The 22,540-nt window shown below is 56.6% G+C and carries 22 protein-coding genes; 11 read left to right on the top strand and 11 right to left on the bottom strand.

Annotated elements, in window-relative coordinates; all coding sequences use genetic code 11:
- Positions 1 to 7 precede the first annotated feature (7 nt).
- From glpK to fpr, 3 genes are all read left to right on the top strand, one after another.
- A complete protein-coding gene (gene glpK, locus AC1VYI_RS01850) occupies positions 8 to 1,516 on the top strand; it encodes a glycerol kinase GlpK (RefSeq protein ID WP_023309688.1) in 1,509 nt (502 codons plus the stop codon).
- A 112-nt stretch (positions 1,517 to 1,628) separates the two neighbouring features.
- Entirely contained in the window at positions 1,629 to 2,639 is a 1,011-nt protein-coding gene (gene glpX / locus AC1VYI_RS01845) for a class II fructose-bisphosphatase (RefSeq protein ID WP_063408234.1), read from the top strand.
- Positions 2,640 to 2,735: 96 nt separating this feature from the next.
- Positions 2,736 to 3,482, top strand: coding sequence for a ferredoxin--NADP(+) reductase (fpr, locus tag AC1VYI_RS01840; protein ID WP_482876463.1), 747 nt, complete (start codon positions 2,736 to 2,738; stop codon positions 3,480 to 3,482).
- Here fpr and AC1VYI_RS01835 read toward each other — a convergent pair whose 3' ends face one another.
- Positions 3,483 to 3,902: a DUF805 domain-containing protein gene (locus AC1VYI_RS01835; RefSeq protein WP_023309691.1), complete on the bottom strand. Its 420-nt coding sequence runs from the start codon at positions 3,900 to 3,902 to the stop codon at positions 3,483 to 3,485.
- Between the two features lie 112 nt (positions 3,903 to 4,014).
- Between AC1VYI_RS01835 and AC1VYI_RS01830 the strand changes: the two genes are divergently transcribed.
- Together AC1VYI_RS01830 and tpiA are read left to right on the top strand one after the other, a co-directional pair.
- Entirely contained in the window at positions 4,015 to 4,611 is a 597-nt protein-coding gene (locus AC1VYI_RS01830; RefSeq protein WP_226484433.1) for a DUF1454 family protein, read from the top strand.
- Positions 4,612 to 4,722: 111 nt separating this feature from the next.
- Positions 4,723 to 5,490, top strand: a complete 768-nt coding sequence (tpiA, locus tag AC1VYI_RS01825; RefSeq protein WP_134867012.1) for a triose-phosphate isomerase — start codon at positions 4,723 to 4,725, stop codon at positions 5,488 to 5,490.
- 99 nt (positions 5,491 to 5,589) lie between these two features.
- Here tpiA and AC1VYI_RS01820 read toward each other — a convergent pair whose 3' ends face one another.
- The 6 genes from AC1VYI_RS01820 to cpxP all read right to left on the bottom strand — a co-directional run bounded on the left by AC1VYI_RS01820 (position 5,590) and on the right by cpxP (position 11,730).
- Positions 5,590 to 6,894 carry an SLC13 family permease gene (locus AC1VYI_RS01820; protein WP_226484435.1) on the bottom strand — a complete coding sequence of 435 codons (1,305 nt, stop codon included), beginning with the start codon at positions 6,892 to 6,894 and terminating at the stop codon, positions 5,590 to 5,592.
- A gap of 73 nt (positions 6,895 to 6,967) precedes the next feature.
- Positions 6,968 to 7,711: a CDP-diacylglycerol diphosphatase gene (locus tag AC1VYI_RS01815; protein ID WP_134867011.1), complete on the bottom strand. Its 744-nt coding sequence runs from the start codon at positions 7,709 to 7,711 to the stop codon at positions 6,968 to 6,970.
- 107 nt (positions 7,712 to 7,818) lie between these two features.
- Entirely contained in the window at positions 7,819 to 8,808 is a 990-nt protein-coding gene (locus tag AC1VYI_RS01810) for a sulfate ABC transporter substrate-binding protein (RefSeq protein ID WP_023309695.1), read from the bottom strand.
- 232 nt (positions 8,809 to 9,040) lie between these two features.
- Complete coding sequence (gene pfkA, locus AC1VYI_RS01805; protein ID WP_023309696.1) at positions 9,041 to 10,003, bottom strand: 6-phosphofructokinase; 963 nt, start codon at positions 10,001 to 10,003, stop codon at positions 9,041 to 9,043.
- A 174-nt stretch (positions 10,004 to 10,177) separates the two neighbouring features.
- Positions 10,178 to 11,071 (bottom strand): CDF family cation-efflux transporter FieF, encoded by an 894-nt coding sequence (gene fieF, locus AC1VYI_RS01800; protein WP_023309697.1) that lies wholly within the window; start codon positions 11,069 to 11,071, stop codon positions 10,178 to 10,180.
- Between the two features lie 152 nt (positions 11,072 to 11,223).
- A complete protein-coding gene (cpxP, locus tag AC1VYI_RS01795; protein WP_023309730.1) occupies positions 11,224 to 11,730 on the bottom strand; it encodes a cell-envelope stress modulator CpxP in 507 nt (168 codons plus the stop codon).
- Between the two features lie 150 nt (positions 11,731 to 11,880).
- On the opposite strand from cpxP, the gene cpxR reads away from it, so the two are divergent.
- Together cpxR and cpxA are read left to right on the top strand one after the other, a co-directional pair.
- Entirely contained in the window at positions 11,881 to 12,579 is a 699-nt protein-coding gene (gene cpxR / locus AC1VYI_RS01790) for an envelope stress response regulator transcription factor CpxR (RefSeq protein ID WP_006179159.1), read from the top strand.
- Complete coding sequence (gene cpxA / locus AC1VYI_RS01785; RefSeq protein WP_023309731.1) at positions 12,576 to 13,949, top strand: envelope stress sensor histidine kinase CpxA; 1,374 nt, start codon at positions 12,576 to 12,578, stop codon at positions 13,947 to 13,949. Before cpxR ends, cpxA begins: the two co-directional genes overlap by 4 nt.
- A gap of 101 nt (positions 13,950 to 14,050) precedes the next feature.
- Here the strand turns inward: cpxA and yiiM are convergent, their stop codons facing one another.
- Both yiiM and sodA read right to left on the bottom strand, forming a co-directional pair.
- The gene (gene yiiM, locus AC1VYI_RS01780; protein WP_023309732.1) at positions 14,051 to 14,725 is read right to left on the bottom strand and encodes a 6-hydroxyaminopurine reductase; all 675 of its coding nucleotides are present in this window, start codon (positions 14,723 to 14,725) and stop codon (positions 14,051 to 14,053) included.
- A gap of 194 nt (positions 14,726 to 14,919) precedes the next feature.
- On the bottom strand, positions 14,920 to 15,540 hold the full coding sequence (gene sodA / locus AC1VYI_RS01775) for a superoxide dismutase [Mn] (RefSeq protein ID WP_004203668.1): 621 nt from the start codon (positions 15,538 to 15,540) through the stop codon (positions 14,920 to 14,922).
- Between the two features lie 288 nt (positions 15,541 to 15,828).
- On the opposite strand from sodA, the gene rhaT reads away from it, so the two are divergent.
- The gene (gene rhaT, locus AC1VYI_RS01770) at positions 15,829 to 16,863 is read left to right on the top strand and encodes an L-rhamnose/proton symporter RhaT (RefSeq protein WP_023309733.1); all 1,035 of its coding nucleotides are present in this window, start codon (positions 15,829 to 15,831) and stop codon (positions 16,861 to 16,863) included.
- On the opposite strand, the gene rhaR is transcribed toward rhaT, so the two are convergent.
- Entirely contained in the window at positions 16,864 to 17,712 is an 849-nt protein-coding gene (gene rhaR, locus AC1VYI_RS01765) for an HTH-type transcriptional activator RhaR (RefSeq protein WP_023309734.1), read from the bottom strand. It abuts the gene before it with no gap.
- 73 nt (positions 17,713 to 17,785) lie between these two features.
- The gene (gene rhaS / locus AC1VYI_RS01760; protein WP_134867009.1) at positions 17,786 to 18,622 is read right to left on the bottom strand and encodes an HTH-type transcriptional activator RhaS; all 837 of its coding nucleotides are present in this window, start codon (positions 18,620 to 18,622) and stop codon (positions 17,786 to 17,788) included.
- Between the two features lie 300 nt (positions 18,623 to 18,922).
- Here rhaS and rhaB point away from each other — a divergent pair, with 300 nt between their 5' ends.
- From rhaB to rhaD, 3 genes are read left to right on the top strand one after another with little or no spacing between them, the layout of a single operon-like run.
- Positions 18,923 to 20,392 (top strand): rhamnulokinase, encoded by a 1,470-nt coding sequence (rhaB, locus tag AC1VYI_RS01755; RefSeq protein WP_134867008.1) that lies wholly within the window; start codon positions 18,923 to 18,925, stop codon positions 20,390 to 20,392.
- Positions 20,389 to 21,648, top strand: coding sequence for an L-rhamnose isomerase (gene rhaA / locus AC1VYI_RS01750; RefSeq protein ID WP_134867007.1), 1,260 nt, complete (start codon positions 20,389 to 20,391; stop codon positions 21,646 to 21,648). The genes rhaB and rhaA overlap by 4 nt, the downstream gene beginning before the upstream one ends.
- Before the next feature lie 36 nt (positions 21,649 to 21,684).
- Positions 21,685 to 22,515: a rhamnulose-1-phosphate aldolase gene (gene rhaD / locus AC1VYI_RS01745; RefSeq protein WP_023309738.1), complete on the top strand. Its 831-nt coding sequence runs from the start codon at positions 21,685 to 21,687 to the stop codon at positions 22,513 to 22,515.
- Positions 22,516 to 22,540 lie beyond the last annotated feature (25 nt).

Below are 22,540 nucleotides of genomic sequence, written 5' to 3'. Positions count from 1 at the left end.
ACATACCATGACCGAAAAAAAATATATCGTTGCGCTCGACCAGGGCACTACCAGCTCCCGCGCTGTCGTAATGGATCATGACGCGAACATCGTCAGCGTGTCACAGCGCGAATTTGAGCAAATTTATCCTCGTCCAGGCTGGGTAGAACACGACCCGATGGAGATTTGGGCGTCACAAAGCTCCACGCTGGTCGAAGTGCTGGCGAAAGCCGATATCAGTTCCGACGAGATTGCCGCGATTGGTATTACCAACCAGCGTGAAACGACGATTGTCTGGGAACGTGAAACCGGTAAGCCCATTTACAACGCTATCGTCTGGCAGTGCCGCCGTACATCCGAGATCTGCGAACAGCTGAAGCGCGACGGTATGGAAGAGTACGTGCGCAGCGCCACCGGTCTGGTGGTTGACCCGTATTTCTCCGGCACCAAAGTGAAATGGATCCTCGACCACGTAGAAGGTTCACGCGAGCGTGCTAAACGCGGCGAGCTACTGTTCGGTACCGTCGATACCTGGCTTATCTGGAAGATGACCCAGGGACGCGTTCACGTCACCGACTACACCAACGCCTCGCGTACCATGCTGTTCAACATCAATACCCTGGAGTGGGATGACAAGATGCTGGACGCGCTGGACATTCCGCGCGCGATGCTGCCTGAAGTGCGTAAGTCTTCAGAAGTGTACGGTCAGACCAACATCGGCGGTAAAGGCGGCACCCGTATTCCTATCGCTGGTATCGCCGGTGACCAGCAGGCGGCGCTGTTCGGCCAGCTGTGCGTCAAGGAAGGGATGGCGAAGAACACCTACGGCACCGGCTGCTTTATGCTGATGAACACCGGCGAGAAGGCGGTGAAATCAGAAAACGGCCTGCTGACCACCATCGCCTGCGGTCCGCGCGGCGAAGTGAACTATGCGCTGGAAGGTGCGGTGTTCATGGCGGGTGCATCCATTCAGTGGCTGCGCGACGAAATGAAGCTGATCAGCGATGCGTTCGACTCCGAGTACTTCGCGACCAAAGTGAAAGACACCAACGGCGTGTACGTGGTGCCTGCGTTCACCGGTCTGGGTGCACCGTACTGGGACCCGTATGCACGCGGCGCAATTTTCGGGCTGACGCGCGGTGTGAACTCTAACCACATTATTCGCGCTACCCTGGAATCCATCGCCTACCAGACGCGCGACGTGCTGGAAGCGATGCAGGCTGACTCCGGTATTCGTCTGCACGCCCTGCGCGTGGACGGCGGTGCGGTAGCGAATAACTTCCTGATGCAGTTCCAGTCCGACATTCTCGGCACCCGCGTTGAGCGCCCTGAAGTGCGTGAAGTCACGGCGCTGGGCGCGGCGTACCTTGCCGGTCTGGCGGTAGGCTTCTGGCAGAACCTGGACGAGCTGCAGGAAAAAGCGGTTATCGAACGCGAATTCCGTCCGGGCATCGAAACCACCGAGCGTAACTTCCGCTACAGCGGCTGGAAAAAAGCGGTGAAACGCGCCCTGGCGTGGGAAGAGCACGAAGAGTAATCCCCCTCACCCCGGCCCTCTCCCCAAAGGGGAGAGGGTGTTTTAGGCCCCCTCTCCCCTCCCCACTCTGTGATAAACTTCGTGCAATTCCTTTTGATTGCACGAGTACCTCATGAAACGTGAACTTGCTATCGAGTTTTCCCGCGTCACCGAAGCGGCCGCCCTTGCAGGCTATAAATGGCTGGGCCGTGGCGACAAAAATACCGCAGACGGCGCTGCCGTCCATGCCATGCGCATAGTACTTAACCAGGTCAACATTGACGGCACCATCGTGATCGGCGAAGGCGAGATCGACGAAGCGCCGATGCTCTACATCGGTGAAAAAGTCGGTACCGGCAAAGGCGATGCCGTGGATATCGCCGTCGACCCGATCGAAGGCACCCGCATGACGGCGATGGGTCAGGCCAATGCGTTAGCGGTGCTGGCCGTCGGCGATAAGGGCTGCTTCCTGAACGCGCCGGACATGTACATGGAAAAGCTGATTGTCGGCCCAGGCGCGAAGGGCGCAATCGACCTTAGCCTGCCGCTGGAAGAGAACCTGCAAAACATCGCCAAAGCCCTGGGCAAACCCCTTAGCGAACTCACCGTCACCATTCTGGCGAAACCGCGCCACGACGCCACTATTGCGCAGATGCAAAAGCTCGGCGTGCGCGTGTTTGCTATCCCTGACGGTGACGTTGCCGCCTCGATCCTGACCTGCATGCCGGACAGCGAAGTCGACGTGCTGTACGGCATCGGCGGCGCGCCGGAAGGTGTGGTCTCTGCGGCGGTGATCCGCGCGCTGGATGGCGATATGCAGGCCCGTCTGCTGCCCCGCCATGAGGTAAAAGGCGACAGCGAAGAGAACCGCCGTATCGGGGAAAACGAGCTGGCGCGCTGCGAAGCGATGGGCATCGAGGCCAATAAAGTGCTGCCTCTGGACGAGATGGCGCGTAGCGATAACGTTGTCTTCTCGGCGACCGGCATCACCAAAGGCGATCTGCTGGACGGCATCACCCGCAAGGGTAATATGGCCACCACTGAAACCCTGCTGATTCGCGGTAAATCACGCACCATTCGCCGCATCCAGTCAATCCACTATCTCGACCGCAAAGACCCGGACGTGCAGACGCACATTCTGTAAAACCGTTTGATCGATAGAGCTTTCCGGCCCTGACGGGCTGGAAATTATCACCACAAGTACGGAAGATAGAACAGAGAAACAGCACAGGAGAAGATCATGGCGGACTGGGTAACAGGTAAAGTCACAAAGGTACAGCTCTGGACCGATGCGCTATTTAGTCTCACCGTACATGCTCCCGTTCACCCGTTTAAGGCCGGGCAATTTGCGAAGCTGGGGCTGGACGTCGACGGCGAGCGCGTGCAGCGCGCCTATTCTTACGTTAACGCGCCTGATAACCCGGATCTCGAGTTCTATCTGGTCACCGTTCCTGACGGTAAGCTCAGCCCGCGCCTTGCCGCCCTTAAGCCCGGCGACGACGTGCAAATTGTGAGTGAAGCGGCAGGCTTCTTTGTGCTCGAAGAGATCCCCGACTGCGACACGCTCTGGATGCTGGCAACGGGTACGGCCATCGGCCCTTATCTCTCTATTTTGCAGTACGGCAAAGATCTCGAGCGCTTTAAAAACATCGTGCTGGTGCACGCTGCGCGCTACGCCGCAGACCTGAGCTATTTGCCGCAGATGCAGGCGCTTGAACAGCAGTACGGCGGGAAGTTAAAGATTCAGACGGTGGTCAGCCGCGAAACCGTAGCAGGAGCGCTTACCGGCCGCGTGCCGGCGTTAATTGAGAGTGGAGCCCTGGAAGACGCGGTGGGTTTGCCGCTGAACGCTGAAACCAGCCACGTCATGCTGTGCGGCAACCCGCAGATGGTGCGGGACACGCAGCAGCTTCTGAAGGATACCCGGCAGATGACGAAACATCTTCGCCGCCGACCGGGCCATATGACCGCCGAACACTACTGGTGATCAGCGGTATTTCACCTCAAGGGTGTCTTTACCGTATTTGTTTTCGCTCTGGGTGCCAATAAACGCGCCCAGATCGACAATCATCATCACGAAGATGACCGACGGCAGCAGCCTGCCTACGACCCACGGCAGGATGGACGGAAGCATCGCCCAGTTTCCCGCCACCAGCATCCACGCCAGAATAATCAGAAATGCCCACGCGCCGGAACGTCCGCGATCGTGCAGCCGTTTTACGACAACCGCCGCCGTTGGCCATAGCAGACAGACCAGCGCGAAGGCCGCCGTTTGCGTGCTCAGCCAGGCGTTGTAAGCAACGAAAAACAGAAGCAGCATGGCGACAACCCACGTCACCATCCAGATCCAGAAATCACGGCGTCCAATACGCCCTTTGAATGAAAACAGCCACTGCTGTATGGTCATGTAAGGTTCCTTATTATCGTATAGCGCGCATTTTACCCTGGAGTTGTGACCTTTTGACAAGCCGACCAGATATCGTTTTAATCATGAGCACTTACGGCCAGGGGCAATGTTGATGAAAAGTTCGGCACGTTCTCTTTTCCTGTGTTTAGCGCTGCTCAGCGCGGGTTATCCCCTGCACGCCGCCGAAACCACAGCCCCGACCACAGCACCCTATCTGCTGGCGGGCGCACCGTCCTTCGATCAGTCCATCAGCCAGTTTCGTGAAACCTTCAATCAGACCAATCCCACGCTGCCGCTGGATGAGTTTCGTGCCATTGATGGCTCCCGCGATACCCCCACACTGACCCGTGCGGCAAGCAAGATTAACGAGAATTTGTATGCTTCCACGGCGCTGGAGCGCGGTACGTTAAAAATCAAAAGTATGCAAATCACCTGGCTGCCGATACAGGGGCCAGAGCAGAAAGCCGCTAAGGCGAAAGCGCTGGAGTACATGAGCGCGGTACTGCAGGCCTTTACCCCTGCGCTGACGAAAAAACAAAATCAGCAAAAGCTGCAAAAACTCCTTACCGCCGGGAAAAACAAGCGTTACTACGCTGATACCGAAGGCGCGATCCGCTATGTTGTTGCGGACAACGGCGAAAAAGGACTGACCTTCGCTGTTGAACCGATTAAGCTGGCACTATCTGACACCCTCGGCGGGGCGAATTAATGACAAAAAGCAAAGCCTTTCGAGGGAAAATCTCTATACTGATTCACAGACCATGCTGCCCGACAGGGTGGCCATATTCCTTAATTCGCTTATTTAGCGTGGAGAATTGAAATGCGACATCCTTTAGTGATGGGTAACTGGAAACTGAACGGCAGCCGCCACATGGTAAACGAGCTGGTTGCGAACCTGCGTAAAGAGCTGGCTGGCGTGACGGGCTGCGCGGTTGCTATCGCTCCGCCGGATATGTACCTGGATCTGGCTAAAAACGCCGCTGACGGCAGCCACATCATTCTGGGCGCGCAGAACGTTGACGTTAACCTGTCTGGCGCGTTCACCGGTGAAACCTCCGCTGAAATGCTGAAAGATATCGGCGCAAAATACATCATCATCGGCCACTCCGAGCGTCGCACCTATCACAAAGAATCCGATGAGTTCATCGCGAAGAAATTCGCCGTGCTGAAAGAGCAGGGTCTGATCCCGGTTCTGTGCATCGGTGAAACCGAAGCGGAAAACGAAGCGGGCAAAACCGAAGAAGTATGTGCACGTCAGATCGACGCAGTGCTGAAAACCCAGGGCGCGGCAGCGTTCGAAGGCGCGGTAATCGCTTACGAGCCAGTCTGGGCGATCGGTACCGGCAAATCTGCAACCCCTGCGCAGGCTCAGGCGGTTCACAAATTCATTCGTGACCACATTGCTAAAGCCGACGCGAAGGTCGCTGAGCAAGTGATTATTCAGTACGGCGGTTCCGTAAACGCCTCCAACGCTGCTGAGCTGTTCACCCAGCCAGACATCGATGGCGCGCTGGTTGGCGGTGCATCCCTGAAAGCTGACGCTTTCGCGGTGATCGTTAAGGCAGCAGAAGCGGCTAAACAGGCGTAATTGCCTTTGTGGCGGGTGGCGCTTGCGCTTGCCCGCCGCTCTTCTCCTCCCTCTCCCTTTGGGAGAGGGTTGGGGTGAGGTGAAACCGCTCGCACCGAACTACACTTTCCCCAGCAAACTAAACCACAGATAATCCAGCGGCAGCAGCACCAGATACGTTGCGATAGCCAGCGCCAGACAAAGCACCATCCCCGCCCTGGCAGGCACCTTTCCTAGCCCCATCGCCACCACGATCGGCGACGCCTGATACGGCAGCAGCGGCGTGGAATAGCCCAGCACCTGAATCATGATCACCGACAGCAGCGGAAAACCGGTCGCGTCCGAAAAACTCTGCGCCAGGGTGGTGTAAAGCGCCGGCACGCCGTTGGCGGTCATAATGAAGTTGAGCGCCGTGGTAATACCGGTCAGCGCCAGGAAGCTGGTGAACGGTCTGTCTGCATCCAGCGGCATAATGCGAAGCAACGCCTCGCCCATTGCCGTTCCGATACCGGTTTGCGTCACGACGATCGCAAGCCCAAGAATCCCCGCGACGTAAATACAGGTGCGCATGTTCACCCCGGCAGAAAACTCTTCCCCGGTAATGAAACCAATGCGCGGCAGCATGACGATGATCGACGCCGCCAGCCCCGTCCACGCCGGCCCAACGCCGTGCCAGCTCTCCGTGACCCACATCCCCAGCACCACCGCCAGGAGCCAGGCAAGACGCTTTTCATCCCGCCCCATAGGCTCAGAGGGCGCCTGTTCCTTCGGCGGTTTTGGGCTACCGGGAAATAGCCAGCAGATGAGGCCAATCAGGATCAGGCCTTTGAGAATACCGAGCACCGGCGTGTGCAGCAGCAGATACGGGACATAGTTCAGATGGATGCCGTACGAGCCTTCGGCCGCACCGCTCATCACCAGGTTAGGGACGTTAGCAGGCAGGATCGTCGCCGAAAGCTGGAAAGTCCCGAACCCCACCGCCAGCGCCAGCCCGAACCAGGCGCGGGAGCCGTCGGCGATACCGGCGCGTTTTGCCATCGCCGCGACAATCGGCATCAGCAGCGCAATACGTCCCATGTTCGACGGCATCACAAACGCCAGCGCGTAGCTCAGCAGCACCACGCTCGCCACCATCAACACCCAGGAGTCGGTGAGTCTTGCCGACAGCGCCCGGGCGGCCCTGTCCGCCAGTCCGGTTTTACGGATCGCCACGCCGAGCACAAAGCCGCTGAATACCAGCCAGAAAGCCGACGAGGCAAAACCGCCGAAGATGACCTCCGGCGGGGCGATCTTCGCAGTCATTGCCGCCGTGAAGAACAGCAGCGCGGTGATGAATTCCGGCAATAGCGACGTCGCCCACAGCACGATGGTGACGCCAACGATCAGTGAGGGCAGCAGCAGAGGATACGTTAACCAGAGCGACATACCTGTCTCCTGTAGAATTTTTCAGCAAGTCTACGGTGACAGGTAGCCCGAGTAAACGCGATTTATGGTGGGGTTACTTCAGGATAGCGCATTGATGATCCTGCAGTTCCTCCGCAGACGCGCGGTTAAGCGTGAGCAGGTTACGCTCGGTCGCCAGCAAAACAAAGGAGCCATCCGACTGCTGCGCCATTGCCAGCGCGAAACGCCCCATATGGTCGCGCGCTTCCGGCAGCTCTTCCGCCAGCATCATAAACGGGCTGCGCTGGACCAGCTCATTCTCCGTCACGCGGCGAGCAAGATACTCATGTCCTTCCAGTCCCCCGGGCAGAGGCAGCCACTGTGTGCTGATTTCTCCCTGTGCCGCGTTGAGCTTCTCGCGCACGTCCGGGCGCAGGCAGGAGATATGAATATGAAAATGGTTCTGCGTGCGGCCAGTCGGCGAGTTAATCGTCAGCGAAATGGCGCTATCAGGCACCTCGGATCCACGCTTCAGGGTCATAAAGCTGCGCGACTGCCACGGCAGCCAGAAAAAGTTCGGCGTATGAGCGTCGGTCAGCAGCGGGCTCTCGGTACCGTTGATGCGATATGTTGGCATCAAAAGGTATTGCAGCGGCCCGTTGCGATCTTTAAATACCACATAGCCTGCATCCGTTTTCACCTGCGCACAGGGTGTCGGGTTACGGTTCTGGATCTGATTCGGCACACACTGGTCGAGAACGATATGGCGCAACGCATTCGGATTACCCGCTTTCATCCAGTACACGCCGCCAGCGGCAAGGGCGATGACAATGAGGATCAATAAGATAATTTTTTTCACAACGCGTTCCCTGTTTTCAATAGAGGCAAAAGAGTAACGCAAAATGATGACCAAATAAAAAACCCGGCGGATTTCTCACGCCGGGTCACCGTGTCACAGGCTAATGGTTAGCGCTGGCTAATTTGGTCGAAGGTACCGCCATTGGAGAAGTGCTCTTTCTGCGCTTTCGTCCAGCCGCCGAACACATCGTCAATAGTGAATAGCTTCAGTTTAGGGAACTCCCCTTCGTATTTCTTGGCGACCGCCGCATCGCGTGGACGATAGAAGTTTTTCGCCGCAATTTCCTGGCCTTCTGGCGAGTACAGATACTTCAGGTAAGCTTCCGCCACCGCTTTGGTATCTTTCTTCTCAACCACTTTATCGACCACGGAAACGGTCGGCTCAGCCAGAATCGATTCGCTCGGGGTCACGATCTCGAATTTGTCTTTACCCAGCTCGTGGGTCGCCAGCAGAGCTTCGTTTTCCCAGGCAATCAGCACGTCGCCAATCCCGCGCTCAACGAAGGTGTTGGTGGCGCCACGCGCGCCGGAGTCCAGCACCTCAACGTTTTTATACAGCGCCTTCACGAATTCCTGAGCTTTGGCCTGGTCGCCATTGTTGTGATGCAGTGCATATCCCCACGCGCCGAGGTAGTTCCAGCGAGCGCCGCCGGAGCTTTTCGGGTTCGGGGTAATCACAGAAACGCCCGGTTTGATCAGGTCGTTCCAGTCTTTAATTTGTTTCGGGTTGCCTTTACGCACCAGGAAGACGATGGTCGAAGTGTATGGCGCAGAGTTATCCGGCAGGCGTTTGATCCAGTTTTTGTCGATACGGCCACGCTCGGCGATCGCGTCGACGTCGTAGGCCAGCGCCAGGGTCACCACGTCGGCTTCAATACCGTTTATCACGGACGTCGCCTGCTTGCCGGAGCCGCCATGCGACTGGCGAACCACCACATTATCGCCGGTTTCCTGTTTCCAGTGCGCCGCAAACGCCTTGTTGTATTGCTCGTACAGTTCACGCGTCGGGTCGTATGACACGTTCAGTAACTGGATATCCTTAGCCAGAACGCTGGTCGATGCCAGCAATAATGTTAAACCCACGCCCCATTTATTCATCGCCCAGCTCTCTTGTGTAGTGTTTTGATGAATGCAGCGTGCCAGAAAGCGAATCGAGGATTAAAGAATAAAAAAAGATTGGCTATAACGTAGTGGAATAAAAGAAGTGGATGAGCGGCCTGATGCCCTCACCCCAACCCTCTCCCATGGGAGAGGGAGCAACCATAAAAAAACGGTAACCCAAGGGCTACCGTTTTGCATTTACCTTGCCGCCACCGGGCAACAGAGCCGCTCAGTACAGTTTTTTCGCGCAGTCCAGCCAGTCACCTTTGAACGGACGCTTCATGTTTTCAATCGCGTCGATGATGTCGTGGTGAACCAGTTTTTCGTTCTGAATACCGACGCAGCGGCCGCCGTGGCCCTGCAGCAGCAGATCGATAGCGTACGCGCCCATACGGGACGCCAGAATACGGTCGTAAGGGCCTGGGGAACCGCCGCGCTGGATGTGACCCAGTACGGTCGCGCGAGTTTCGCGTTTGGTTTCGGCTTCGATGTACTTCGCCAGCTCGTCAACGTCACAGATGTGCTCGGTGATAGCCACGATTGCGTGTTTTTTACCTTTCGCGATGCCTGCTTTGATTTCAGCCACCAGATCTTCACGGCTAAATTCGACTTCTGGCACGACGATAAATTCACAACCGCCCGCAATGGCTGCCGCCAGCGTCAGGTCGCCACAGTAACGGCCCATCACTTCAACGATAGAGATACGCTGGTGAGAAGACGAGGTGTCACGCAGACGGTCAATCGCTTCAACAACGGTACCCAGCGCAGTAAAGAAGCCGATAGTGTAGTCAGTACCTTTGATGTCGTTGTCGATGGTGCCCGGCAGACCGATGCACGGGAAGCCCATTTCGGTCAGACGTTTTGCACCCATGTAGGAACCATCACCACCGATAACCACCAGGGCGTCCAGGCCGCGTTTCTTCATGTTTTCGATAGCCACTTCACGAACGTGTTCATCACGGAATTCCGGGAAGCGCGCGGAACCGAGGAAAGTACCGCCACGGTTGATCATGTCAGACACGCTGTAACGGTCGAGCTGAACCATACGATCTTCATACAGGCCCAGATAACCGTCATAAACGCCAAAAACTTCCAGGCCTTCCGTCAGCGCTGCACGGACAACACCACGAATTGCCGCGTTCATGCCCGGCGCATCACCGCCGCTTGTCAACACACCGATTTTCTTAATCATGACTACCTCTGAACTTAGGAATGCAAAATTGAAATCTGTTGCCGGAAGAAACTTATCGACCAACGAATACTGCAAATAGTATATCAATCCCTTCCAGCTGAATTGATTCAGGTCAGACCAAACGGCGGTAATTTATACACAAAATGCTGGCCTGGCTCACTTTTTTACAACGAATTACGAAAGCCCAACATGACCGGGTACAACCGAGCAGGGATCCTGGTGAATGATGACGTCTGAACCAGGAAAACGCTGCAAAATCGCCTGCTCGACCTGCTCAGCAATAACGTGAGCCTGAACCAGTGGCAGGTTGTCTTCCATTTCAATATGAATCTGAATAAAGCGGGTCGGCCCTGACTGCCGCGTTCGAAGATCGTGTGCACCGCTGACGCCGGGCCAGGAGGTCACGATAGAAAAAATTTCATTACGTTCTGAGTCCGGGAGGGCGCGGTCAAGCAGTGATTGCACCGCTTCATACCCCATCCGCAGGGCGCTATATAAAATATAGATACCAATCCCTAACGCAAATAACGCATCGGCGCGATGCCAGCCATACCAGGCCAGACCGAGCGCAATAAGAATAGCCCCATTCATCATAACATCAGATTGATAATGAAGCATATCCGCCCGTACGGCCTGACTTTGCGTTTTGCGAACGACCCAGCGCTGGAACGTTACCAGAACAAGTGTGCAAATAAGCGCAACGATCGTCACAACGACGCCTACGCCGGGATCGTTCATCGGTGTCGGCGAGACGAGATGCTGAATGCCGGTGAGAAACAGGAACAGCGCAGAACCGGATATAAACATACTTTGCGCCAGCGCGGCCAGCGACTCCGCTTTACCGTGCCCAAAGGTGTGCTCTTCATCCGCTGGCTGCAGCGAGTAACGCACCACCAGCAGGTTGGTCAACGAGGCGGCAATGTCCATTAGCGAGTCCACCAGCGCCGCCAGAATACTGACCGAACCGGTATACCACCAGGCAAAGATTTTAATCAGCAAAAGGCTGGAGGCCATGACGGTCGCCGCAATGGCGGCCCGGCTTACCAGTCTTCCATAGGATTGATTCATAAACGCTCCTGTCATGTCATGCCGCTATTATAACGGAAGCATGGGGAGTCTAAGGATGAATAAACGGTTAACAGGGCGGATGCGGGGCAAAAAAAACCCCCACATCATGTGGGGGAAGACAGGGATGGTGTCTATGGCAAGGAAAACAGGGTTTACTGGTTACTACGGGTACTGCTATTGCTACTGAAAAACGACGTTTCTGAGCTTCGCTGCATCCGTGCAACCTCACGCAGCTGGTCCATTCGCTGCTGATGTTTAGTGTTCAAAACCGCTTGCTGCTCGGGCGTTAGCAGATGGAACATCTGGTTGCGGACCTTCGCCATCTCTACCTGGCGGGCAACCTGTTCCTGTGCCATTTTTTCGGCCTGAGCGCGTACAGCGCTTTCGTCAAAATTTTCTGCGGTGACAAGGCGATGCATTGTCTCCATTTCGCTAACATTAACAGGGGGCTGGTCGTGTCGTGCCCTCTGCATCAGATCTCGCATCTGTTGACGCTGATGTTCGGTTAAACTTATGCCGTCAAACATATGGCTTTGGCTGCTGTTCTGCGTTGCACCCTCTTGTAAGGGACTGTTATCGCTGATGATAGCTTCAGCAGCCTGGCTAAACGCACTGAACGCCAGCGTTGAGGCCATGACGGCAGCGGTAACTTTGCGCATCACTTGCTCCCAAAATCTTTCGTGTCGCGATTCAACGAGAGACAGTCTACGATTCAGGCTGCAAACATGCGTCAGGGGGTGTAAAACAACGTAAAGTCATGGATTAGATAGCCTTGATGTCGTAATTTCTGCCTCGGAGGTATTTAAACAATGAATAAAATCCTGTTAGTTGATGATGACCGAGAGCTCACATCCCTTTTAAAGGAGTTGCTCGACATGGAAGGTTTCAACGTCCTGGTTGCCCATGATGGCGAGCAGGCGCTGAGTCTCCTTGACGACAGCATCGATTTACTTTTGCTCGACGTGATGATGCCGAAGAAAAACGGTATTGATACGTTGAAAGAGCTTCGCCAGACACACCAGACTCCCGTAATCATGCTGACCGCACGCGGCAGCGAACTTGACCGCGTACTCGGCCTTGAGCTGGGCGCGGATGACTATTTACCGAAGCCGTTTAACGACCGTGAACTGGTTGCCCGTATTCGCGCTATCCTGCGCCGTTCGCACTGGAGCGAGCAGCAGCAAAATACCGACAACAGCTCACCCACCCTTGAAGTCGATTCCCTGAGCCTGAACCCGGGCCGTCAGGAAGCAAGCTTTGATGGCCAGACGCTGGAACTGACCGGCACGGAGTTCACCCTGCTGTATCTGCTGGCGCAGCACCTCGGCCAGGTGGTTTCGCGTGAACATCTAAGCCAGGAAGTGCTGGGCAAACGCCTCACCCCGTTTGACCGCGCCATCGACATGCACATCTCTAACCTGCGCCGTAAGCTGCCGGAGCGTAAAGACGGTCACCCATGGTTTAAAACCCTGCGTGGTCGCGGTTATCTGATGGTTTCTGCTTCATGATAGGAAGCTTAACCGCCCGCATCTTCGCCATCTTCTGGCTGACGCTGGCACTTGTTTTAATGCTCGTACTGATGTTGCCAAAACTCGACTCACGCCAGATGACGGAGCTTCTCGACAGCGAGCAACGTCAGGGCGTGATGATCGAGCAGCACGTGGAAGCCGAGCTGGCAAACGATCCGCCGAACGATTTAATGTGGTGGCGCAGGCTGTTTCGCGCTATCGACAAGTGGGCGCCGCCCGGACAACGCCTGCTGCTGGTAACCAGTGAAGGCCGCGTGATTGGGGCCGATCGCAATGAAATGCAGATTATCCGCAACTTCATTGGCCAGGCGGATAACGCCGATCATCCCCAGAAGAAGAAATATGGCCGCGTAGAGATGGTGGGGCCTTTCTCCGTCAGGGATGGAGAGGATAATTATCAGCTCTACCTGATCCGTCCGGCGAGTAACTCCCAGTCTGATTTTATCAACCTGCTGTTTGACCGCCCTCTCCTGCTGCTGATTGTCACCATGCTGGTCAGCTCGCCGCTGCTGTTATGGCTGGCGTGGAGCCTGGCAAAACCGGCGCGTAAGCTGAAGAATGCCGCCGATGAGGTGGCGCAGGGTAACCTGCGACAGCACCCTGAGCTGGAAGCAGGTCCGCAGGAGTTCCTTGCCGCCGGAACCAGTTTTAACCAGATGGTGAGCGCCCTCGATCGCATGATGACAGCGCAGCAGCGTCTGCTGTCGGATATCTCGCACGAGCTGCGTACCCCGCTTACGCGCTTGCAGCTTGGCACTGCGCTGCTGCGCCGCCGCAGCGGTGAGAGCAAAGAGCTGGAGCGTATTGAAACGGAAGCGCACCGCCTGGACAGCATGATCAACGACCTGCTGGTCATGTCGCGCAATCAGCAGAAAAATGCGCTGGTCAGCGAAACGGTGAAAGCGAATCACCTCTGGCACGAGGTGCTGGACAATGCGGCGTTCGAAGCGGAACAGATGGGTAAATCCTTCACCGTCAACTTCCCGCCGGGCCCGTGGCCGCTGTACGGTAACCCCAACACGCTGGAAAGCGCGCTGGAGAACATCGTGCGTAACGCCCTGCGCTACTCGCATACGAAGATTGAGGTGGCGTTCTCGGTGGATAAAGACGGGATCACCGTCATTGTCGATGACGACGGTCCTGGCGTCAGCCCGGAAGACCGCGAGCAGATTTTCCGTCCGTTCTATCGTACCGATGAGGCGCGCGACCGGGAATCAGGTGGTACGGGACTGGGTCTGGCGATTGTTGAAACTGCCATGCAGCAGCACCGTGGCTGGGTGAAAGCCGATGACAGTCCGCTGGGTGGACTACGGTTAACGCTGTGGTTACCGTTGTATAAGCGTTCTTAGTTTTCCCCTCATCCTACACCTCTCCCCATAGGGGAGAGGTGACTGCTCAGTGAGGTTTTTTCACCCTCGCCCTTTGGGGAGAGGGCCGGGGTGAGGGGCAGTTATTTCCCCCACAACCTCCGCGAATTGTCCTCGATCTTGCTGCTTAAACGCCGCTTCTGCATCGTTCTCGTCCAGCTGGTTGATAGCCCCGCCGCCGACAGCAGGCGGTGATACTGTTCGTCGTCAAACGGCATATGCCAGGCAATGGCGCAGGCGTCATAAACAGACACATCGCTCAGGCGCGACGCCAGTTCAAGCGGGGCGTCCGCTGAAATCTGCCCAGCCAGCACCACGCGATACAGCCAGCCGGTTTTACCCGCCTTTTGCAGCTGGGCCGACATATCCTGAATACCGAAATGGTAGTTGAGCTTGAAGCACGGCGAGCGCGGCTGCGTCACCTGAATCAGGGCATCGCCCCAGCGGTAGATATCACCGATAAACACGTTCTTTTCGGTGAGCCCTTCGGTGGAGAGATTCTCGCCAAACGCGGGGGCGACGAAGAGGTCCGCCTGCTCGGGGAATTCGGTTTTCCAGTGCTGGTAGTGTTCGCGCGGGTAGTGGCACAGCGCGCGATCGGGCCCACCGTGGATTTTCTTTTCGGCCTGCTCGTCACCCGCAAGCCCGAGGTCGGTTAACGTCAGCTCACCGTCGACCTGAATTTTGGCGATGGCACTCGGGCGGCTGCCGTCGTACTCCCTTACCTTGCCTGTAAATACATTCACCGGATAATGCATCGCTGCTCCTTTTATGCCCTAAATAATTCGAGTTGCAGGAAGGCGGCAAGAGAGTGAATCCCCAGGAGCTTACTCAGGTAAGTGACTGGGGTGAGCGAACGCAGCCAACGCACCTGCAACTTGAAGTATGACGGGTATACAGATACAAAAAAAGCGAGTCATAAGACTCGCTTCTCACAGGCGTCAATGCAACCTTATTTTTTAGCGGCGAAACGCGCTGCTGCTTCGTCCCAGTTCACCACGTCCCAGAAGGCTTTGATGTAGTCCGGGCGACGGTTCTGGAATTTCAGGTAGTAAGCGTGTTCCCACACGTCCAGGCCCAGGATTGGGAAGCCGGATGCGCCAGAGATTGCTTCACCCATCAGCGGGGAGTCCTGGTTAGCAGTAGACACTACCGCCAGCTTGTCGCCTTTCAGAACCAGCCACGCCCAGCCAGAGCCGAAACGGGTTGCAGCGGCTTTTTCGAATTCCGCTTTGAAGTTGTCTACGGAGCCGAAGTCGCGCTCGATAGCCGCTTTCAGGTCGCCCTGCAGGGTGGTACCGGTCTTCAGGCCTTTCCAGAACAGGCTGTGGTTAGCGTGGCCGCCAGCGTTGTTACGCAGAACGGTTTTCTTGTCCGCTGGCAGCTGGTCCAGCTTGGTGATCAGCTCTTCAGCAGACAGGTTAGCGAACTCTGGCAGGCTTTCCAGCGCGGCGTTCGCGTTGTTCACATAGGTCTGGTGGTGTTTAGTGTGATGGATTTCCATCGTCTGCTTGTCGAAATGCGGTTCCAGTGCGTCGTAGGCATACGGCAGGGATGGCAGTGTATAACTCATAATCCTCTCCATTATTGTCGGGCGGCACAGCTGTTAATGCCGCGTAAGCAGTTGGTTCATTATAGTTAATTAAATGATATTGAAAATGATTATCAATGCCGTAGTTTTTATAAGGTTATTTGATTTTTGCCTTATCACAAAATTGTGAGTCTGCTCACCCGGTTAACGTGCTGATTGCCATCCAAAACTAAATTGCGGCAACAGTCTGAAGGTTCCTGAACTGCCTAATTTTTACACTCATCAAGCCGGGGGGAAGCCACCGGCTATAAAAACGATGAGGACGTAAAAATGAATCATGCGATTACGATGGGTATCTTCTGGCATTTGATAGGCGCGGCCAGTGCAGCCTGTTTCTATGCCCCGTTTAAAAAGGTGAAAGGGTGGTCGTGGGAAACCATGTGGTCAGTTGGCGGTACCGTGTCCTGGCTGATTTTGCCGTGGACCATTAGCGCCATGCTGCTCCCGGATTTCTGGGGCTACTTTACTTCCTTCAGTGCCTCCACCCTCCTGCCAGTGTTTCTGTTCGGGGCGATGTGGGGCATCGGCAACATCAATTACGGCCTGACCATGCGCTACCTCGGGATGTCGATGGGTATTGGCATCGCAATTGGCATTACGCTCATCGTCGGCACGCTGATGACGCCCATTCTTAACGGCAATGTCGACGTGTTGATCAACACCAAAGGCGGGCAAATGACGCTGCTTGGCGTGCTTGTTGCGGTGATAGGCGTGGGTATCGTCACCCGCGCGGGACAGTTGAAAGAGCGCAAGATGGGCATCAAAGCCGAAGACTTTAACCTGAAGAAGGGGCTGCTGCTGGCAGTGATGTGCGGCATCTTCTCGGCGGGCATGTCGTTCGCCATGAACGCCGCAAAACCCATGCACGAAGCGGCCGCCGCGCTGGGCGTCGACCCGCTGTACGTGGCGCTGCCAAGCTACGTGGTGATCATGGGCGGCGGCGCGTTGGTAAACCTCGGCTTCTGCTTTATTCGTCTGGCAAAAGTGAAGGATTTGTCGGTAAAAGCCGATTTCTCACTGGCAAAATCCTTAATCATCACCAATGTGCTGCTGTCGATGCTGGGCGGCCTCATGTGGTATCTGCAGTTCTTTTTCTACGCCTGGGGCCACGCCAGCATCCCACCACAGTACGACTACATAAGCTGGATGCTGCATATGAGCTTCTACGTGTTGTGTGGCGGACTGGTTGGGCTGGTACTGAAGGAGTGGAATAACGCCGGGCGTCGTCCGGTGGGCGTGCTGAGCCTGGGCTGCGTGGTGATTATTATCGCGGCCAATATCGTGGGCCTCGGCATGGCGAACTGATTACGCTGCCTTTCGACTGCGATGACGCCACTGAACCGGCGTCATCCCCACCTCGCGGTTAAACACCACCGAAAAGTAATTACTGTCCTCAAATCCGCTGCGCATCGCCACTTCACTGACCATCAGCTCGGTATGCTGCAACAGGTACTGGGCGTGGCAGATGCGCAGCTGACGCAGGTAGTGGTTGACCGTCATCCCCGTCTGGGTGCGGAACTGCTGGCGCAGCGCGCGCTCGCTGCACTGCTCCTGCTCGCAAAACTTTTCCAGAACGAAACTTTTGTTCAGGCTGCCCGCAAGCCGGGCAATCAACTTGTCCAGCAGCGCTTCCTGGACGGTTGCGGAGGGGTTATCGGTCGCGTAACGATGACGTTTGAGGGTCATCACCAGCTGGGCGAACAGCAGTTCCGCCATCGGATTTGCCACGGGATCGTGCTTCTGGCTCTCCTGCTCCAGCTGGGCGATCGTCTGGCGCACCTGAGCCATGCCGTTGCTGCTTAAGCGCCAGTGGGGTTCGCCTCTGGCATTGAGAAAACCGGGGATATGGGCCGGCCAGTCGACATTCAGTTTAAGCCTGTCCGGACAGTAGATAACGTTCTGCAACACCAGATCGTTAACCGAGGCGTAAGCGTGTTTGTCTTCGGCGCGGATGTAAAACAGATCGCCACGCGTGATGCGGTAGGGCCGGTCGTTGAGGATGTGTAAGCCGTTGCCGCGCCATACCAGCACCAGCTCGCAAAACTCGTGGGTATGCTCGGCAAAGACATTTTGCGGGTAGCGGTCGGCCACCGCGACGGCCTGACTCGCGGAGGCAAAAAAATCATCTTTGCGAAGAATTAACTGAGCGGCCACACCACCACCTCTACGGTGAATAACCGGATATTATTAGCCTTTTTGCGGCAATAAAACGGTGATTGCATTCGCGTTACTGGAGTGAAGCATCCTTTCCCTGACGGATATCGCGCGGCGACCAGCTAAATTCCCGGCGAAACAGCGTTGAAAAGTGATTGCTGTCGCCAAAACCACAGCAGTAGGCAATATCCGTGACGCTTTCGTCGGTGTGACGTAAAAGATGACGCGCTTTGATCAGGCGCAGACGGTTAAGGTAGCGCTGCGGCGTCAGCCCGGTGTGCTGCTTAAGCTGGCGATGCAGGGTGCGCAGGGACAGTGAAAAATCATCCGCCAGCGTCTCCCAGCAGACATCCTCGGTGAAATGATCTTCCAGCCAGGCCATCAGATGGTTCAGGCGCGCGTCGTTATTTTCCAGCCCTTCCACAAGGCTGCTGCGACGCAGCAGCACCAGCAGTTGCATAAACAGCAGTTCGCGGGAGGCAATAGCATACGTCTCCTGCCCGCCCTCGCTCTGCGCCAGTTGATTCACCAGCTGGCGCACCTGCTGCAACGTGGACTGATTGACCCGCCAGTGAGACGGGTAGTGTCCATCCTGCTCCTGGGGCAGTAGCTTGTTCAACCCCGACAGAAACTGGAACGCGTCCGGCGAACGATAGAGCACGTTGGTCAGGCACAGGTTGTCGGTATGTTCATACAAATGCCTGTCGTGATCGCGCACGAAGCACACCATACCGCCGCTGATGGTGTAGGGCTGGCCGTTGAAGACATGAATACCCGTTCCATGCTCGACAATCACAATTTCATGAAAATCATGATGATGTTCAGGAAACGCAGCCTGCGGGAGCCGGGGCTCTATCGCAACCGGAGACGTTCCCGACGGGAAAAAATCGACGCTGTGCAATACGGTCATAACGGCCCCCACCAATGAGGAAAGTTCTCGAATAGTAATTAAGGCCTTCCGCACTCACCTTAAATTTTTGACAGCAAACGGCGCAAAAGCCGTCAGTTTTTCAAGAAACAGACGGAAAAACCGGGAAATGCGGTCAGCGTCACATTGCCAGAAACCCCTGCCATAACAGGAAATTGTGAACTTCCTCACGATCATCTTTGCTTTCTTGCCAGCGCGAGATTCGTGCTGTCAGTGACGAGAAGGTGGTCTTTTCGTCCCTTTTTTACACTCAGCACCAATGACTTAAGAAGGGACCTGACCATGACTTTTCGCCATTGTGTGGCTGTCGATTTAGGCGCATCCAGCGGCCGCGTAATGCTCGCCACCTGGGACTGCGATCGGCGCATACTTACGCTTCGCGAAATGCACCGTTTCGCCAACTGCCTGCAAAAACAGGACGGTTTTGATACCTGGGATATTGATGCCCTGGAAGCGGAGATCCGCACCGGGCTGAACAACGTCTGCAATGACGGCATTCGCATCGACAGCATCGGCATCGATACCTGGGGCGTGGACTACGTTCTGCTCGACAGCCGCGGCGAACGCGTCGGCCTACCCGTCTCGTATCGCGACAGTCGCACCGACGGGCTGATGACACACGCCATCGCACAGCTTGGCAAGGACAACATCTATGGCCGCAGCGGTATTCAGTTTCTGCCGTTTAACACGCTCTATCAGCTGCGCGCGCTGGTTGAGCAGCAGCCGGAGCTGGTCAAAAAGGTGACGCATGCGTTACTCATTCCGGACTACTTAAGCTATCGGCTGACCGGCAACATGAACTGGGAATACACCAACGCCACCACCACGCAGTTGGTCAACATCAACACCGATAGCTGGGATGAAACCCTGCTGACCTGGACGGGCGCCTCTCCCTCCTGGTTCGGCACGCCAACGCACCCCGGAAATGTGATAGGTCGGTGGATTTGCCCGCAGGGGAATGAAATCCCCGTCGTTGCCGTCGCCAGTCACGATACCGCCAGCGCAGTAATTGCATCCCCGCTGGCCAGTAGAGACGCGGTCTACCTCTCGTCCGGCACCTGGTCGCTGATGGGTTTTGAGAGCAAAACGCCGTACACCAGCGACGCCGCGATGGCGGCGAACATCACTAACGAAGGCGGTGCCGAAGGGCGCTACCGCGTTCTGAAGAACATCATGGGCCTGTGGCTGCTTCAGCGCGTGCTGAAAGAGCAAAACGTTAACGACCTGCCCGCGCTTATCGCAGAAACCGAAAAGCTGAAGGCCTGTACGTTCCTGATTAACCCGAACGACGACCGCTTTATTAACCCGGTGCATATGAGTGCCGAAATCCAGTCCGCCTGTTTCGAAGCCGGGCAGCCGGTGCCTTCCCGTCCTGCCGAGCTGGCGCGCTGTATTTTTGACAGCCTCGCCCTTCTCTACGCGGATGTACTGAGCGAGCTGGTCGACCTGCGAGGCGCACCGTTCAGCCAGTTGCATATCGTGGGCGGAGGCTGCCAGAACCAGCTGCTGAACCAGCTCTGCGCCGATGCCTGCGGCATCACCGTGGTGGCGGGTCCGGTGGAGGCTTCGACGCTCGGCAACATCGGTATTCAGCTGATGACCCTGGACGAACTTTCTGATGTCGATGAATTCCGTTCGGTGGTCACCGCGAATACCTGCCTGACCACCTTAACCCCCAATCCCTGCCATGAAATAGCCCGCTACCGGGCGCAGTTTCAGCAAAAACGACTGACTAAGGAGCTTTGCGCATGACCACTCAATTAGAACAAGCCTGGGAGCTGGCTAAACAGCGTTTCGCCGCCGTCGGCGTGGATGTCGAAACGGCGCTGCGCCAGCTCGACCGTCTGCCCGTCTCTATGCACTGCTGGCAGGGTGATGACGTCGCCGGCTTCGAGAACCCGGGCGGTTCTCTGACGGGGGGGATTCAGGCGACGGGTAACTATCCGGGCAAAGCGCGCAACGCCACCGAACTGCGTGCCGACCTGGAGCTGGCGCTGAGCCTCATCCCGGGGCCAAAACGCCTGAACCTGCATGCGATTTATCTGGAGTCCGACGCACCGGTAGCGCGTAACGAGATCAAACCGGAACACTTTAAAAACTGGGTGGAGTGGGCGAAAACCAACAAGCTTGGTCTGGACTTTAACCCGTCCTGCTTCTCGCACCCGCTGAGCGCCGACGGTTTTACCCTCGCGCACGCCAACGACAAAATCCGTCAGTTCTGGATCGACCACGTGAAGGCCAGCCGCCGCGTTTCGTCGTATTTCGGCGAGCAGCTCGGCACGCCGTCAGTAATGAACATCTGGATCCCGGACGGCATGAAAGACATCACCGTCGACCGCCTGGCCCCGCGTCAGCGCCTGCTGGCCGCGCTGGATGAGGCCATCAGCGAGAAGCTGGACCCGGCGCACCACATCGACGCCGTGGAGAGCAAGCTGTTCGGCATTGGCGCCGAGAGCTACACCGTCGGCTCGAACGAGTTCTACATGGGGTACGCCACCAGCCGCCAGACCGCGCTGTGCCTGGATGCCGGTCACTTCCATCCGACCGAGGCGATCTCCGACAAAATCTCCGCTGCCATGCTCTACGTGCCGCGCCTGCTGCTGCACGTCAGCCGCCCGGTGCGCTGGGACAGCGACCACGTGGTGCTGCTGGATGACGAAACCCAGGCGATTGCCAGCGAAATTATCCGTCACGACCTGTTCGACCGCGTGCACATTGGCCTCGACTTCTTCGATGCCTCCATCAACCGCATCGCGGCGTGGGTTATTGGCACCCGCAATATGAAAAAAGCCCTGCTGCGTGCGCTGCTGGAGCCAACCGCAGTGCTGAAAAAGCTGGAAGAAAACGGCGACTACACCGCGCGCCTGGCGCTGCTGGAAGAGCAGAAATCCCTGCCGTGGCAGGCCGTTTGGGAGATGTACTGCCAGCGTAACGACGCTCCGGCAGGCAGCCAGTGGCTGGAAAACGTGCGCGCGTACGAGAACAACGTGTTGAGCAAGCGCGGGTAATTTTGCCCTCACCGCGATAACTGGAAAATAAAGACTATGCAGACTATCACCCACTCCTGGTTCGTTCAGGGCATGATCAAAGCCACCTCCGACGCCTGGCTGAAAGGCTGGGACGAGCGCAACGGCGGCAACCTGACGCTGCGTCTGGACGACGCGGATATCGCGCCTTACACCGGAGATTTTCACCAGAAGCCACGCTATATTGCCCTGAGCCAGCCCATGCCGATGCTGGCCAACACGCCGTTTATCGTCACCGGTTCCGGCAAGTTCTTCCGCAACGTTCAGCTTGATCCACAGGCCAACCTCGGCGTGGTGAAAGTGGATAGCGACGGCGCGGGCTACCACATTCTGTGGGGCCTGACCGATGAGGCGGTACCCACGTCTGAACTGCCGGCGCACTTCCTCTCTCACTGCGAGCGCATCAGGGCGACTAACGGCAAAGATCGCGCGATCATGCACTGCCACGCCACCAACCTGATCGCCCTGACCTATGTGCTGGAAAACAGCGCCGATTTCATCACTCGCAAGCTCTGGGAAGGCAGCACCGAGTGTCTGGTGGTGTTCCCGGATGGCGTGGGCATTCTGCCGTGGATGGTGCCGGGTACCGACGAAATTGGCCAGGCAACCGCCAGAGATATGCAAAAACATTCGCTGGTGCTGTGGCCGTTCCACGGCGTGTTCGGCAGCGGTCCGACGCTGGATGAAACTTTCGGCCTGATCGACACCGCCGAGAAATCGGCTGAAGTGCTGGTGAAAGTTTATTCCATGGGAGGAATGAAGCAGACCATTACCCGCGAAGAGCTTATTGCGCTCGGCAAGCGCTTCGGCGTGACCCCGCTACGGTCAGCGCTGGAAATCTATGCATAAACCCTCGCTGACCGGACGGTACGGG

The sequence above is a fragment of the Enterobacter sp. QK-SA4 genome, from assembly GCF_056856775.1.
Note: the sequence above shows the minus strand (reverse complement) of the source record. Positions and strands in the feature narration are given on the sequence as shown.